We start from the raw sequence: 16,414 nt of genomic DNA, 5'->3' as shown, positions 1-16,414 counted from the left end.
TTAAAAACATCTTATTTTAATCAATGAAGATTATAATTGCTGGAGCAGGTGAGGTAGGTTTTCATTTGGCGAAGCTTCTGTCGTATGAAGCGCAAGAGATTACTTTGATAGATACTGATAAGGAAAGTCTTTCCTATGCGGACAATCATTTGGATATAAAGGTATTGCGAGGAGATGCAACCTCTATTGAGGTCTTGCGCGACGCTAAGGTGGAGACCTCAAGTTTGGTCATTGGTGTTACAGCGTCCGAGACGACCAATTTAACACTATGTTTATTGGCAAAACAGTTGGGGAGTAAAAGAACCATAGCTAGAATTTCTAATACGGAATTTATGGACCACCGTGAACTCATTAAATTTGATGAGCTTGGTATAGATGAGTTGATCTCTCCGGAAAAACTAGCAGCTACAGAAATCCAATTATTGTTGAATCAGTCTGCATTTAATGATACCTATGAATTTGAGGATGGTCTATTGACCATGGTTGGGGTATTCTTGCCAAAATCCGCACCATTTGTTGGTAAAATGGTAAAGGAAGCCGCCAAGATTTTTCCAGAACTTCATTTTATGCCCATAGCCTTGCAGCGAATGGGAACACAATATACCCTAATCCCAAGGGGAGATACGGTTTTTAAAGAAGGAGATCAGGTATATTTTATTACTTCTGCCGGAGGTGTGGATGAACTCTACAAGCTGACCGGGATGGAAAAGAAGGATATCAAGAATGTGATGATTCTTGGCGGTAGTAAAGTAGGTTTCAAAACGGCCCGTGACCTCTGCAGTAAAAAGTTCAACGTCAAACTCATAGAAAAGAATAAAGAGAAGGCATTCGATATAGCAGATGAACTTCCTTACGCATTGGTCATTAACGGTGACGGGCGAAATGTTGAGCTCTTGGAGGAGGAAAGTCTAGAATCTATGGATGCTTTTATAGCGGTTACGGGAAATTCCGAAACCAATATCATGTCCTGCCTGGTCGCTAAATCCAAGAACATCAAAAAGACCATAGCGTTGGTGGAGAACATGGACTATTTTCAACTCTCGCATTCCATTGGAGTCGACACCCTTATCAATAAAAAACTACTGGCCGCAAATAATATATTCAGATACATAAGAAGAGGTGAGGTGCTGGCATTGACACGATTAAGTAATCTGAATGCAGAGATACTAGAGTTCGAAGTTAATGCTACCTCCTTGGTGAACGGAGAGATTATCCGTGAATTAGATTTTCCCAGGGAAGCAAGCATTGGCGGTGTAATTAGGGATGGAAAAGGAATTATTGCACTAGGTGATTTTAAAATCATGAAAGGTGATCGCGTGGTTGTCTGCTGTCTTCCAAAAGCGATTCCACGTATCGAAAAGCTGTTCTTGTAATGCGATTGAATACCCGAATTATTGCCCATATTATGGGGTTGTTGATGCTTTGCAATGGCTCCTTTATGCTATTAGCGGCCTTTGTAAGTGGTATTTACGAAGACGGTGCAACGCTGGACATTACCCTCGCTGCGGTAGTGACAATGCTCGTTGGTGTTATGGCCATGTTCTATACTAGGGACCATAAAAAAGAGGTTAAGCGAAAAGAAGGGTATATCGTAGTGACTTTTGGATGGATAATTATGTCTATTTCTGGGGCGTTACCTTATCTTTTTTCAGGGGCTATTCCTTCGGTAACCGATGCATTTTTTGAAACCATATCTGGCTATACCACGACAGGAGCATCCATACTGGATGATATTGAAGCCCTGCCAGAGGGTATCCTTTTGTGGCGAAGCCTCACCCATTGGATAGGGGGAATGGGTATTATCGTTTTGGCCATAGCCATTCTCCCACTTTTGGGAATTGGAGGCATGCAGTTGTTTTCCGCTGAAGCACCTGGGCCAGGAGGTGATAAGCTGCACCCAAGGATTACAGATACAGCAAAACGGTTATGGCTCATTTATTTTGGGTACACATTGGTAGAGACCATTTTGCTAAAATTGGCTGGGATGTCCTTTTTTGATGCGATAAACCACTCATTGGCTACACTGTCCACTGGAGGATTTTCTACAAAAAATGCCAGTTTGGCTCATTGGAACGATCAACCCATGGTTCAGTACATAACAATCTTATTTATGTTCTTGGCAGGAAGTAATTTTGTCCTTAGTTATTTTGCCTTCACCGGAAAAGTGCAGCGAATCATTAAGGATGAAGAGTTTAAGTACTATGCAGGTTTTATCATATTATTTACGATTATTGCTGCCGTAGTTGTTTATTTTAAGGCCAATGTTCCGGTATCTGATTTTCACCCTATGGTTTCTGGTCCAGCAGAAAGTGCATTCAGGCATGCGCTTTTTCAGGTTATAGCTGTAATTACCACTACAGGGTTTGTCACGGCCGATTTTACCAGTTGGACGCCCTTTTTGACCATTTTTTTCTTTGGACTAATGTTCTTAGGAGGTTCTGCAGGTTCCACTGCAGGTGGAATAAAGGTGATGCGACATTTACTGATTATAAAGAATGGCCTTTTGGAGTTCAAGAGAACCCTACATACCAATGCAATCATACCTGTGCGTTATAATGAGAAAACAGTATCGGAGCATATCGTATACAATATCATCGCTTTTTTTGTGCTGTATATGCTTCTTTTTATTATCGGCTCTCTAGTTTTGGGTTTCTTGGGGCTCGATTTTGTTTCGGCAATTGGTGGTGCAGCCTCTTCGTTGGGAAATGTAGGCCCCGCTTTGGGAACGCTAAATCCGGTTAGTAATTATAGCAGCTTGCCCAATGCCGGTAAATGGTGGTGCGGGTTTTTAATGCTTCTGGGCAGGTTGGAGCTTTTTACTGTATTGATTATTTTGACACCTTACTTTTGGAAAAAGATTTAAAAAAGAACCCTTCAATTAAAGCTTTAATTGAAGGGTACGCATATTACTTGTAATTTTATGTCACTGCGTTAGCAATTCTAGAAATAGCTTCCTTGATGTCTTCAACACTTGCAGCATAGGAAATACGGATACTATTCCCATTTCCAAAGGCATCACCAGTAACGGTTGCTACATTGGCTTCCTCCAATAAATACATGGCAAAGTCAGATGCATTGTTTATTGTTTTGCCGTTGAATGTTTTTCCGAAAAAAGCAGTAACATCTGGGTAAACGTAAAAAGCACCTTCGGGTTCATTGCATTTGAATCCGTCGATATTGTTCAATAGTTCCAAAATCAGTTTCCTACGGTTTTTAAACTCATCCACCATATATTGAACACGACTTGGAGATTCCAATAACGCAGTGATTACCGCACGTTGCGCAATACAATTGGCGCCGCTTGTAACTTGACCTTGTAACTTGTTGCAGGCTCTTGCTATAAAACTGGGGGCTCCAATATAACCTATTCGCCATCCGGTCATCGCAAAAGCTTTGGCAACACCATTTACCGTGACCGTACGGTCGTACATATCCTCAAAAGCTGCCATAGACGCATGTGCAGTGACCCCATAATTGATGTGTTCATAAATTTCATCACTGACCACTATAATTTGAGGGTACTTTTTTAGGACATCGGCCAAACCCCTCAACTCTTCTTTGCTGTAGATAGAGCCACTAGGGTTGCAAGGCGAACTGTACCACAACATTTTGGTTTTTGGTGTGATTGCCGCTTCCAATTGCTGAGGCGTCATTTTAAAGTCATTTTCAATAGAAGTTTTGACTTCTACGGGAATTCCATCAGAAAGTTTAACGATATCACTGTAGCTTACCCAATATGGACAAGGTAAAATTACTTCATCCCCTTGGTTTAAGCAGGCCTGTGCTACGTTGTAAAGCGCCTGTTTTGCACCAGTGGAAACAACGATTTGTGAGCGTTCATAGCTTAGGTCATTATCTCTTTTGAACTTTGTGATAATGGCATCTTTTAATTCTACGTAACCATCTACGGGAGTGTAAGAATTGTAACCATCTTTTACAGCTTGTATAGCGGCATCCTTTATATAATCAGGAGTATTAAAATCTGGCTCGCCTAAACTTAAGCCAATAATATCTTTTCCCGATGCTCTAAGTTCTCTGGCTTTTGCAGCCATTTCAAGGGTTGCCGAAGGAACAAGGTTATTGATTCTTTCAGAAAGTTGGTCGCTCATTGGTCTTGCTATTTTACTGGTATTGTAGCGCTGGATTTTTCCCCAGTTCTTTTAAATGTTTGAAGTGTGAAATAATGGCCTTTCTGGTAGTTTGGTACTCATGATAAGGCAAATTAAACTCTCTGGCAGTCTGTTTTACAATTTTAGAAATGTTTGTATAATGAATGTGACTGATATTTGGGAAAATATGATGCTCCACTTGATGGTTCAAACCACCTGTGAACCAATTCACAATCCTATTTTTAGTGCCAAAATTTACCGTTGTTGCCAGTTGATGAATGGCCCAAGTATTTTTCATGGTTCCATTTTCATCGGGGAGGGGTGTGTCTGCATGGTCAACAATATGTGCCAATTGAAATACAACACTCAATATGACCCCGGCAACATAATGCATGATGAAAAATCCAAGTAATACCTGCCACCAGGCAATATCTACAAATATGAGAGGAAGTACGATCCAAATGGTGATGTAAATTACCTTTGTGATAACCAGAGTACTCCAATTTATAACCGGATTGGGAAGCTTACCGTAGGATAACTTTCTTTTCATATACCGATACATTTGCTGGAAATCGGTTGTGATGGCCCAGTTAAAAGTCAACAATCCATATAGGAATATAGAATAGAAATGCTGGAATTTATGGTGTTTTCTCCATTCGGCATGCTCTGAAAAACGCAGTATCCTTCCTGCTTCCATGTCTTCATCATGCTCATGGATGTTGGTGTACGTGTGGTGCAAAACATTGTGCTGTACCTGCCAATTGTAGACATTGCCTGCCAAAATATAGATGCTGCCTCCCATTAATTTGTTCACCCATTTTTTGTTGGAATATGACCCGTGATTGCCATCGTGCATGACATTCATTCCAACACCGGCCATACCTACGCCCATAGTGATGGACAATAATAAATAACCCCAAAAAGGAAGGTTCAAGGTCAACATTAAGAAGTATGGGGTTAAGAAAACGGCAAACATCACAATAGTTTTAAGGTGAAGTTTCCAATTTCCTGTTTTCTTTATCTTATTATCACTAAAATACTGGTTTACTCTCTTGTTAAGTGTTCTAAAAAATTGTGCTGAATCTTTTCTTGAAAATCGGATGGTATCCTTTTCCATATTTTAATTTTTTACAAAGGTAGTTAAATACATTTCTCAAGTTGGTCTCCTTACCCTGAAAACGATGTTAAGGTCACTAAAAGTATTAATTTTGTTGAAATTAACAACTTGTACATGAATGCAGATTTGGTCTTCAATTATTTTACGAGCCTCACCAATGTCCAAAAAGAGCATTTTATTGCTTTAGAGGCTTTGTATCAAGATTGGAACAAAAAAATAAATGTAGTATCAAGAAAAGATATTGATGAATTGTATCTACGGCATGTATTACATTCCTTGGGTATCGCAAAAATTCAACAGTTTAACGAAGGTGCTTCAATTTTGGATGTGGGCACTGGGGGAGGTTTTCCGGGAATTCCTTTGGCGATTCTATTTCCCGAAACCCAATTCACCCTTGTAGATGCTATAGGGAAAAAAATAAAGGTGGTGCAAGAGGTCATTGATGGCCTTCAACTCAAGAATATTACTGCAATACATACAAGGGTCGAGGATTTGGACGGTAAGTTCGATTTTATTGTTAGTAGGGCGGTTGCGGCGATGCCAACATTTGTGCGTTGGACGAAAGGAAAAATAAAAAAAGAGTCTGCCCATGAACGAAAAAATGGTATTCTTTATTTAAAGGGTGGGGATTTGACCGAGGAATTAAAGGATTACCGAACGGTTCAGATTTTTGATTTAAACGAATATTTTAAAGAAGCGTTTTTTGAAACAAAAAAAGTGGTGTACTTGCCCTTAAAATAGGGACAAGTACATTCCACTTAACTAACTCAAACTTATTTTATTGACCAAACGGCTATGCCATTTGCTGGTACTTTTAAGGTTACATCGCCACTTGAATCAGTAGAAATAGATGATGTAATTCCTCCTGTGTAATCGTGGAGGTCAGCTTCGTTCCAGTGCGTTGTTACTTGTCTGTTCAATTCCAATCCATTGGTATTTATATACAGCACAAGACCTGGATTTTCCCCTTCTCCCTTTCTCGCCGCGATGTATTCGTCTTCATCAGCATACAATACTTCCAATTCACCTGAAGCAATGGTACGGTTGATGAGAATAAGCTGGTTCAACTTTTCTTTAAACGCTTCATTCTCATAGTCTAAATAGAAAATTGTAGGGTAACCGGGATGGGTCAAGATGTAGGAATACGCAAAAAGTTTATGTTCTTGCTCTATTACAGGCTCTCTATCCGTATCGTGATTAGCAACAAAGGTTACTGCATCTTCTGGATTGGTTTTCCACAGCATGTCGCATTCTGTAGAATAGTGAGATCATTTCGCTGAAAGGCATCACGCATCTGGAAAAGGCATGGAAAATCGAATGCACTCACTCCGGAAGCAGCAACCCATTCCCTAACGAGATTGGCGTTTCCATCGAAAAATTCGCCTACGGACCACCCACCAACTTCGCTTACCCAAGCATCTACATATTCTGCACTGAAGCTTTTAACGTAGTCAAAACGCCAGCCATCAAAACCAACGGTATTTTTGTAGTACTTGGCTACGGAATTATCAAATTTCCATAACCAATTTTGAACGTTTTCTCGAACATGGGATAAATCCTGTTCTTCAAAAAACAGTGCCTCTTCATCGCTTTCGCGTACACTATTTGGATGGAAATCCTCATAATTTCTATTGAACAGTCCAGAAGCATTTCCGTTCTCTTCGTTAAAAAGTGTATAGGTATCCTTATCCCTGTATGGATTGTATTCCAAACCACCACCGCTATTATGACCCATAACAATATCGGCAATTACTTCGATATTGTTCTCATGCGCTTTGGCAATAAGATTGTCCAATTCTTCACGGGAACCAAACCTGGTTTCCAATGTTTCGTGTTGAAAGTATTCTCCTAAATCATAATAATCGGAAGGGTCATACCCCATTGAAAACCCACCGGCTTGGCCTTTAGATGCTGGGGGCAACCAGATTCTGTCAATACCTGCTGCTGCCCACTCATCGGTTTTATCGGCAATAAGGTCCCACCACTCAAAGCGTGGTTCCACATCCCAATAAAACGCTTGCATCATTACACCATTTCCGTTAAGGAAAGCCGTTAAATCACGGCCTTCTGATATTGCATTATCTCCTGTTGAGGCATTTTCAACCAAACCAGTGGGTTGATTAAAGGCATCGGAGCATGAAACCAATAAGATAAAGCATAAAGCTAGGATTCCTTTATTGAAAAGGTATATCCGAAAACCAAAAAAAGAATATATCAAATCTTTCATTTTCATCTTAATTTGGCGTTACTGAATAGGTGTACTGTCTTGAATTGCTAAGATCTAGTACTACTCTATAGTTGCCACCAGCATCGATACTAAAGTTGTCACCGCCAAAGTCCAAAGAACCATCACCATTATTATCTGCTCCGATATTTAGGTCCCAGGCATCATTTGCCCTAAACTTAAATTCTCCAGGTACCAAATTCACATCTATGACCCACGTCTTAGTAGCTGAGTCATATGTCATATCCTGGTCTGCAGTTCCCTCGGGGTCTTCATCAGCTGGCCATCCATTTGGTGTTGCCTCTCCTGTTATCGCCCAAGAAGTTTTTTCTAAAGAATAGGTCAAGCCTTCTATGTCCATGCGGATAAGATAATAGCCTCCCGTACCATCTGGTGTGCCACAGTTTACCTCTCCATCTTGCTCTAAAGTACCAGAAAATGATCCATCAGTGTCACCGGTGTCGCCATAATCCCCATCAAAATTTTCATTGGTAGGTAAGAACTTGAATTGAGAACCGTCATCTGGCATATATACAAAACCTTCAAAGTTTACATCATCATCTTGGGTTGCTACAATCTGTACGCCATCGGGTGCGTTCCAATCAATTCCGTAACCACCTGCTGCAAGAAAACTTCCTACTACAAAAAAGTCTTCTAATGGTGGTGGTACGCTCAATTCAAAAGGTACTACACTGAATGTGATGACATCAGATTCCATTTCCAGACTTCCAAGCGAGGCTATGACCTTGGCTTCCATCTGCGCAGGAATGATATTGTCATCAGCATCTCTCATTACCGTTTGGTTAAAGATGTCAGGGTCAGCTAGCAGATTGTTAAAATCACCAGCGGTTATGGATACAAAGGTATTGCTTGTAGTTCCAAAACTATGTTGGGTGGCAAACTCATTACCGGCCATACCCATCAAAAGTTCATAATTTTCTACCGTTGTAACGTCAAAATCTGCAGGCGACCACGTGAAGGTAACTGCGATATTATTTGAAGTTGCTTCGGTCAATACTACCGTACTTCCATTTAACTCGGAAGAAATGGTTGGTGGTGCAACTACGGATGCTATTATTGTAGGTTCGTCGTCATCGCATCCCATGATGGAGAAAACTAAAACTAATGTCAAAAATTTTACTAAATATTTCATCTTCGAAAACAATTTTTAGGATTAATAATTTGGATTTTGGTCTAGATTGGGATTTGCATTCAAATCTCCAGCTGGTATGGGAAAAATATCAAAGTGAGCGGGTATGGATGTACCGTTTTCCAATCCGCCTTTCCAGTCCCATAAATAGGTGTTGCCTGTAAACTGTCCAAAGCGAACCAAATCGGTTCTTCGGTAGCCTTCCCATCCAAGTTCCCTGCCTCTCTCGTCAAGGATAAACTGAAGGCTCAAAGAAGCTACATTGCCAGAAGTATCCCCATATGCCCTTCGTCTTATTTCATTTACATATGTTAAAGCTGTACTTTGATCTCCGCCACCACCTCTAAGTACTGCTTCTGCATACATTAGATAGACATCGGCCAAACGGAATAGGGGCAAATCGATATCTGGATATGTGTTGTCCTGTCCAGGAACTCCTGTTGAGCTTAAGTTTCGGAACTTGGTGTAACCAAACCCTTCTTGGAAATCACTTCCGGTAGGTGGTGAGGTTAATTCTAATGAATGTCCATCCTTAAAGAAGAATGAAGCTCTCACATCTGGACTGTCTTGAAAAGGGTCATCATCTGGAAATTCGAACAGACGCACAAAATTTTCCTTACAAGTAAGTCCTGCAAATCCACCAGTATTGGCACCAAAGTCTCCAGATGCATTGATATTTGCATCCAAGGTACCATTGACCATAATAAACATGTATCCAAAGGATTGTGTTTCTACACCATCATGGGTTACTGGAAAAATGATTCCTTCTGCGGTATGGTTATCCGAGAGGAACAATTCATTATAATTTGGTTCAAGCGTATAACCGGCCGCAATAATACGCTCGCAATATTCTCGACAGTCACTATATCTGTTTTCGTCGATATAGACCTCGGCATTTAAGTACAATCTGGCCAATAATGTCCATGCTGCGGCTTGATCTGCCCTTCCGTAATCATTTTGTCTAGCAGGTACTAAAAGGTCGGCGATTTCAATTAGTTCGGATTCAATATAATTGAACAGGTCAACCGCGTTTGTCTGCTCAGGAAAAAATGCACCAGGTAGATCTTCTTCGGTAACAAACGGAATGTTCCCACCAAAAAGCTCCAATCCGTGATAATAACTTAAAGCTCTTAGGAACCTTGCTTCAGCACGATAGAATCCTATTTCGGTCTGAATATCCGCGGGAACGTTTCTGCTATCCAAAACGGATTGTTCAGTCTGTCTCAAAAATTCGTTTGCCTGCGTGACCTGAAAAACCAATCTGTTGTAAACAACGGAGATTACGTCATTGTCAGCAGTCCATTCGTTTACTAACAATTCAGCAAGGCCTGCATCATCATACCGCCATTTTACGGCGTCTGCGGTAACTTCGTTTAAATAGAAGTACGTACGCATGTATTGCGAGTTACCTTCATCGAAACCAATTAAATCTCCTTGACCAGAAGGTCCTTGTTGGCCTGTGACCGATAGACCAACATAGATTTTGGAGAGGAACTGTAAATAACTTGCTGGGTCATCAAACGCATTTTCAGAATTGATGTTGATGGTGTTGATATTGTCCAAATCATCAGTACAACCATTTATAGCGGTAGCCATGATAAGGATAAAAAATAATCTATATATATTATTGATTTTCATGTTCTTCATGTTTTTTTATTAAAAGTCCAATGATAATCCAACTTGTACCGTAAAAGGTCTAGGGTAAACATTGTTATCTATACCATTTGTGATTTCTGGGTCAAGTCCATCATAGTCCGTTATAACAAATACATTCTGTAGGGTGCTGAATATTCGCATCCGAGTGTTTTCTTTCCATAGTTTGTCTACAGTGTATCCTAATGTCATATTGTCCATGCGTATGAATGAAGCATCCTGCACATAGTAGTCAGAGAAGGTTATCTCATCTCTGGTTCCTTCAAAATTTGAGCGCAGAACCGAAGTTGCCACGTTCCTCAAGTCTTGTCCTATATTAAGGTTTCTGAAATTTCCTCTATTAAGGTCAATACCATTGTAATTATAATTTCCATAATTGGCACGCGCGGAAAAGCTAAAGTCCCATTGTTTGTAATTGAACCTACTGTTCAGTCCCAGCGTGACCAATGGTGCTGATTGTTTGTAAGCTCTTCTGTCCAAATCGTTGATTTGCCCATCATTGTTCAAATCTCTTACGACTCCTTCCAAGGGGATTCCATTCTCATCGTAAACTTGTTCAAAAACAAAGTAACTTCTGGTGGGTTGTCCAACAATGTGCCATTGCGCTCCATCATCTCCACCAATTCCAATGAGCGATGTACCGGAAACGGGTATACCAGTTCCAGGTTCGTTTCCAGTTTGGAACAAGCGGTCAACTTCATTTTCATTGTATGCAAGGTTGAATCCAAGATTCCAAGAAAAATCTTCGGTCTCGAATACAGCAGCATTTACGAAGAATTCTGCACCCCTGTTGGTAAGACTTCCTATGTTTGTTGGTAAGCGGTTGGTGAGGTTACTACCTGCCGCTACGTTTACGGTACTTAATAAATCTTCTGTTTCCCTGTAATATAATTCTATAGCACCTGTGATTCGGTCATTGAACAGACCATAATCCAATCCAACATTATAAGTTGTCGTCTCTTCCCATTTTATGTTTGCATCGAACGGTTGTGCACGTAAGGTTGTCACAAAACCGCCCAATTGCCCTGAAGCGCCATTTTGACTTGGTGAGAATTGTGGAAGATAAGGTTGTGTGTCCGTTCCTTGCAACACATCTTGTTGACCAGTGATACCCCAACCTAATCTAAGTTTTAAGTTGGATAGTGTTTCGGAATCTTTTAAGAAATTTTCATCACTAACGTTCCAAGCAAAGGCAGCTGCAGGGAAGTTACCCCAACGATTGTCCCCACCAAATCTTGATGAACCATCCCTTCTATAGGTTAGGGTAAGCAGGTATTTGTCTTTAAACGTGTAGTTAAAACGACCAAAAAACGATTGTATATTACTCTCCAGAATTGTTTTTATGACCAAAGGTCCTCCAATACCATCACCTCTTAAGTCTACACTCATACGGTCTTCATAAAAATTTTGATAGGAGTAACCTGCCGTAAGATCTAAACGTGAGTCTATATTATCAAGATTCTTGGCATATTTGAAGTACAAATCCATCAACTTGTTTTCCTCATCTTGCTCAAAAGTTCGCGTTCTACCACCTTCCAATAACTGCGAGGATATGGTAGGTGGTTGAAAGTCGGTACCATCACCTATAGACTTGTCAATACCTAAATTTAATGTGGCTGTAATATCTGGGAAGAAATGCAAGTTGTAATCAAACTTGGCATTACCCACGAATCTTCTTGCAATGGCTTGATTGTCCCTAAGCGTCAATTGTGCCACAGGGTTTGTTATGGTATTCGTGGTAGCCGATCCATCCTCTTCATAATAGTCAAAAAGCCCAGCGGGTAGCGAAGAATCAAACACAGGTTGAGTTGGGTCAAACTCTAAGGCACTATTTATGGCACCGGTATCTGCAAAGTTGTTCTCCGTATAGGCTCCTCTTGCATTCAATTCTATTTTCAATTTATCATCAAAAAGTCGTGGGGTTAGATTTATAGATGCAGTCGTACGTTCAAGAGCTTCCGACCTAAGGATACCGTCTTGTTGTGTATACCCGACCGAAGCTCTAAAAGGAATTCCCATAATACCACCAGATACACTGAAATTTGTGTCAGAACCTAAAGCCGTTTCAAATATCTGTTCTTGCCAGTTTGTGTTGGCCGAACCTAAATCCCCAACTCGGTTAGGAAAACGGTCCGCTATGATTTCACGATAATCATCTGCGCTAAAAACTTCTATAGTGTTGCTAAGCGTGTTTACAGAAGCTGAAGTATTAAGAGAGAATTTAAGCTCACCTGTCTTTCCTTTCTTAGTGGTAATGATGATAACACCATTCGATGCTCTTGATCCATAAATTGCAGTGGCTGAAGCATCTTTCAAAATGGAGAACGAGCTAATATCGTTTGGGTTTACGAAATCGAAAACGTTTCTGGAACCTGAGTTTCGTTGTTCATCTAGACCTGGGCTATCCAGCGGCACCCCATCAATAATGATCAAAGGGTCATTGCTGGCATCCAAAGAAGAACCACCCCTAATCCGTATCTGGCTGCCACTACCTGGAGCACCACCATTAGTGGTAATGTTTACCCCTGCAGCTTTACCTATTAATAAATCTTGAGGCGAGGCAATAAAACCTTGATTGAGTTCTTTTTCGGTTACACCGACAACGGCACCGGTTGCATCTTTTTTAGTGGTAGTACCGTAACCGATAACCACGATTTCATCCAACATCTGTGTGTCTTCCGATAGGGCGGCATCCAGCGTTGGTCCTTCCACAGTCAGTTCCAAAATACTGAAACCAACGTAAGAAAATTGTAGTACGTCACCTGTATTGGCGGTAATCTGGTAAAGTCCATCAAAATCTGTCGTAGTACCTGTGGATGTTCCCTTGATCACCACACTTGCTCCTGGTAGAGGAAGTCCGGTGGTTTGGTCGATTACCGTACCAGAGACAGAAATCTGTGCCAAAACACCTATGGGAAAACCAAATAAGAGTACTAGAAGAAACTTTTGTAGTATTTTCATAGAGTCATTGAGTTGTAGTTTATAAATAAATGTTAAAATACCTTGAAATGTGTATCGAAAAGTATGTAAAATTTATCTTAAAAAACATGACAGACGTTGCCTGTGCTCACTTACAACGTTTTCTGGTTGATAACTTTCAATTTAAAGAATAGTTAAAATAACGTTTGGATAAAAATTGGTATGAAAATAATGCCTAGGTTAAATTATTAAATCCATAATTTTTCATGAAACCCAGAATGACCTTGAAGAAAATTGCCAGTGAACTGGGGGTATCCATTTCAACAGTTTCGAAGGCACTTCATAACAACAAAGAAATAAGCCAAGAGAATAGAGATAAAATCCAAGCTTTTGCCAAATTGTACAATTATAGGCCCAACAGTATAGCCCTTAACCTAAAGAACAATAAGAGCAAGACCATTGGATTGATCATACCGGAAATCGTTCATTTTTTCTTTGCTAAAGTTATAAGTGGCATTGAGAAAGTAGCCAATTCCAGAGGATATAATTTACTCATTAGTGTCTCCAGTGAGTCTATGGAAAAAGAAATTATCAACATGGACCTTATGGTGGACGGTGGTATTGATGGCTTTATTATTTCACTTTCAAAGGAGACGTTGTTCCATCAAGAATACCATCATTTTCGTGAGTCCATAAGCCAGGGAATACCTATTGTAATGTTCGATAGAGTAGCCGAAGGACTGGAATGCGATAAAGTTATTATCGATGATAAAAAGGCAGCAAAAACAGCCGTTGAACATCTGTTGAAAACGGGTTGTAAAAACATACTTCTTTTAACTACGCGGGATTACATCAATATCGGAAAATTACGTACTGAGGGGTACTTGGAAGTTTTGCGCAAAAATGATATTCCCATACGAGAAGAATTGATAGTAAAGGTGGATGATAGAGGAGGAATGAACGATTACCAAGTTTTTCTGGATGAAGAGATTCGAAGAAAGTTGGATGCTTTTCCAGAAATAGATGGTGTTTTTGCCGTTAACGAAATATATGCTATTACTGTTTTGAATGTCGCCAGAATGCGGGGCTTGAGGATTCCAGATGATCTTTCGGTCATTAGTTTTTCCGATGGAATTTTATCCAGACATTCACGCCCCAGTCTTACCACTATCAAACAAAATGGAATTCAAATGGGCGAAATGGCAGCTAGAATATTGTTGGATAGTCTTGACTCAAAAGAGGACCAAACCCAATTTTCGACCTACCTTATTGATACCGAGCTAGTAGAAAGAGATACGACGAAAGTCATTGTTTAATAACTTTCCGTGTACTAGTTTTGCCCCAAATTCATTCAATTCTAAAGCAGGACACCATGAGATTTACTCCTCTATTACTTCTTTTTTTGATTAGCTTCGGTCTATTTTCCCAAGTTGAAAAAGTTGAACCGCCCTTTTGGTGGAGCGGTATGAACAATACGTCTTTGCAATTAATGCTCTATGGAAAGAACATCGCTGATTATGATGTCAATGTTACAAAGGAAATTACTGTTACGGGGATAATCAAAACAGAGAATCCTAACTATGTTTTTGTTACCATTGATACTAAAGATATACCAGCGAGAACTTTTGATATTGAGTTTTCGAAAAAAGGAAAAACTGTTTTTAAGCATGTTTATGAGTTAAAATCACGTAGGGAAGATTCTGCCTTACGAAAAGGATTTGATTCCAGTGATGTAATGTACCTGATTATGCCAGATCGCTTTGCCAATGGAAATCCTTCAAATGATTCCCATAAAGAAATGCAGGAAAAAGCAAATAGAACCTTGGAAGGAGGTCGTCATGGTGGTGATATTCAAGGAATTATAGACCATCTTGATTATATCAAGGAGCTAGGGGCCACTGCAATATGGAGTACACCTTTGCTTGAAGATGATGATGAGAAATATTCCTACCATACCTATGCGCAAAGTGATTATTACCGAATTGATCCACGCTTTGGTACCAATGCTGACTATCAACGTTTAGGGAATGAACTTCATAAACGTGATATGAAATTGATTATGGATTACGTGACCAATCATTGGGGAGCCGAACATTGGATGATGGATGATCTTCCAACGTATGATTGGATCCATCAATGGCCGGGATACAGGAATACCTCCTACAGAATGACAACCCAATATGACCCAAATGCTTCTGCTGCAGACGCTAAGTTATGCATGGATGGATGGTTCGTAGAGTCCATGCCAGATTTAAACCAGAGCAATCCATTGGTATTGAATTACCTTACCCAGAATGCAATCTGGTGGGCAGAGTTTGCAAATCTTGATGGTTTTAGGGTGGATACCTACTCCTATAATGATAAAGAAGGTATTGCCAAATGGACCAAAGCGATAATGGAGGAGTATCCAAACTTCAATATAGTCGGGGAGGTTTGGTTGCATAATCAAGCACAGATAGCTTACTGGCAGAAGGATAGTCAAATAGGTGCACTTCAAAGTTATAACTCCAATTGTCCAAGTATGATGGATTTCACCTTGCACGATGCATTGATGGAGGTTTTTAGCGAAGAAGAATCCAGATGGGACAAAGGTGTCATAAAGATTTATGATAATATGGTCAACGACTTTCTCTATCCCAATATTGATAATCTTTTAGTATTTGCTGAAAACCACGATACGCCCAGAATCAATGAAATCTATCCTGATATTGAAGATTATAAGCTTATTATGACCCTGATAGCAACAATTCGAGGCATACCTCAGATTTATTATGGTAGTGAGATAGGTATGAAAGGAAAAAAAGATTTTGGGGATGGTGATATTCGAAGGGACTTCCCTGGTGGTTGGGAAGGTGACAAGAACAATGCGTTCACCAAAGACGGACGTACTGATTTGCAAAATGACTATTTCAATTTTACCAAAAAAGTGTTCAATTGGAGAAAAGATAAATCGGTTATCCATACAGGGAAAACCATGCAGTTTGTTCCAGAAGATAATGTGTATGTCTTTTTTAGGTATACCGAATCCGAAAAAATCATGACCATAATCAATAACAACCCAAAATCGGTGACGTTGGATTTATCCAGATTTGATGAAATGTTACAGGAAGTTGATAGTGGATTTGAAGTAATTTCAAGTCAGAAAGTTGGGCTTGGCAAAGAACTCGTTGTAGAAGGCAAAACCTCAATGATTATTGAGCAAATAGAGTGATTGTTTGGAAATAGTCAGGTAAGGACATTTT

The 16,414-nt window shown here is 40.0% G+C and carries 12 protein-coding genes; 5 read left to right on the top strand and 7 right to left on the bottom strand.

The window, feature by feature from the left end; translation table 11 throughout:
- Positions 1–23 precede the first annotated feature (23 nt).
- Both trkA and LV716_RS02875 read left to right on the top strand, forming a co-directional pair.
- The gene (trkA, locus tag LV716_RS02880) at positions 24–1,373 is read left to right on the top strand and encodes a Trk system potassium transporter TrkA (RefSeq protein ID WP_163416293.1); all 1,350 of its coding nucleotides are present in this window, start codon (positions 24–26) and stop codon (positions 1,371–1,373) included.
- Positions 1,373–2,863: a TrkH family potassium uptake protein gene (locus LV716_RS02875; RefSeq protein WP_163416292.1), complete on the top strand. Its 1,491-nt coding sequence runs from the start codon at positions 1,373–1,375 to the stop codon at positions 2,861–2,863. Before trkA ends, LV716_RS02875 begins: the two co-directional genes overlap by 1 nt.
- 55 nt (positions 2,864–2,918) lie before the next feature.
- Here the strand turns inward: LV716_RS02875 and LV716_RS02870 are convergent, their stop codons facing one another.
- Together LV716_RS02870 and LV716_RS02865 are read right to left on the bottom strand one after the other, a co-directional pair.
- Complete coding sequence (locus tag LV716_RS02870) at positions 2,919–4,109, bottom strand: pyridoxal phosphate-dependent aminotransferase (protein WP_163416291.1); 1,191 nt, start codon at positions 4,107–4,109, stop codon at positions 2,919–2,921.
- A 13-nt stretch (positions 4,110–4,122) separates the two neighbouring features.
- Positions 4,123–5,226 (bottom strand): acyl-CoA desaturase, encoded by a 1,104-nt coding sequence (locus LV716_RS02865; RefSeq protein ID WP_163416290.1) that lies wholly within the window; start codon positions 5,224–5,226, stop codon positions 4,123–4,125.
- A gap of 114 nt (positions 5,227–5,340) precedes the next feature.
- On the opposite strand from LV716_RS02865, the gene rsmG reads away from it, so the two are divergent.
- Positions 5,341–5,967 (top strand): 16S rRNA (guanine(527)-N(7))-methyltransferase RsmG, encoded by a 627-nt coding sequence (gene rsmG, locus LV716_RS02860; RefSeq protein ID WP_163416289.1) that lies wholly within the window; start codon positions 5,341–5,343, stop codon positions 5,965–5,967.
- 32 nt (positions 5,968–5,999) lie between these two features.
- On the opposite strand, the gene LV716_RS02855 is transcribed toward rsmG, so the two are convergent.
- Genes LV716_RS02855 through LV716_RS02835 form a run of 5 tightly spaced genes read right to left on the bottom strand, consistent with a single transcriptional unit; the run spans position 6,000 to position 13,214 of the window.
- A complete protein-coding gene (locus LV716_RS02855) occupies positions 6,000–6,470 on the bottom strand; it encodes an alpha-amylase domain-containing protein (protein ID WP_233759217.1) in 471 nt (156 codons plus the stop codon).
- Positions 6,437–7,453, bottom strand: coding sequence for an alpha-amylase family glycosyl hydrolase (locus LV716_RS02850; RefSeq protein WP_233759216.1), 1,017 nt, complete (start codon positions 7,451–7,453; stop codon positions 6,437–6,439). The genes LV716_RS02855 and LV716_RS02850 overlap by 34 nt, the downstream gene beginning before the upstream one ends.
- 7 nt (positions 7,454–7,460) lie before the next feature.
- Complete coding sequence (locus LV716_RS02845; protein ID WP_163416288.1) at positions 7,461–8,603, bottom strand: SusE domain-containing protein; 1,143 nt, start codon at positions 8,601–8,603, stop codon at positions 7,461–7,463.
- Between the two features lie 21 nt (positions 8,604–8,624).
- Positions 8,625–10,238 (bottom strand): RagB/SusD family nutrient uptake outer membrane protein, encoded by a 1,614-nt coding sequence (locus LV716_RS02840; protein WP_163416287.1) that lies wholly within the window; start codon positions 10,236–10,238, stop codon positions 8,625–8,627.
- An 18-nt stretch (positions 10,239–10,256) separates the two neighbouring features.
- The gene (locus LV716_RS02835) at positions 10,257–13,214 is read right to left on the bottom strand and encodes a SusC/RagA family TonB-linked outer membrane protein (protein ID WP_163416286.1); all 2,958 of its coding nucleotides are present in this window, start codon (positions 13,212–13,214) and stop codon (positions 10,257–10,259) included.
- A 224-nt stretch (positions 13,215–13,438) separates the two neighbouring features.
- On the opposite strand from LV716_RS02835, the gene LV716_RS02830 reads away from it, so the two are divergent.
- A complete protein-coding gene (locus LV716_RS02830; RefSeq protein WP_163416285.1) occupies positions 13,439–14,488 on the top strand; it encodes a LacI family DNA-binding transcriptional regulator in 1,050 nt (349 codons plus the stop codon).
- Between the two features lie 56 nt (positions 14,489–14,544).
- Positions 14,545–16,383: a glycoside hydrolase family 13 protein gene (locus tag LV716_RS02825; protein ID WP_163416284.1), complete on the top strand. Its 1,839-nt coding sequence runs from the start codon at positions 14,545–14,547 to the stop codon at positions 16,381–16,383.
- The last annotated feature ends 31 nt before the right edge of the window (positions 16,384–16,414 follow it).

The organism is Flagellimonas sp. HMM57 (assembly GCF_021390175.1).
Classification (GTDB): domain Bacteria; phylum Bacteroidota; class Bacteroidia; order Flavobacteriales; family Flavobacteriaceae; genus Flagellimonas.
Note: the sequence above shows the minus strand (reverse complement) of the source record. Positions and strands in the feature narration are given on the sequence as shown.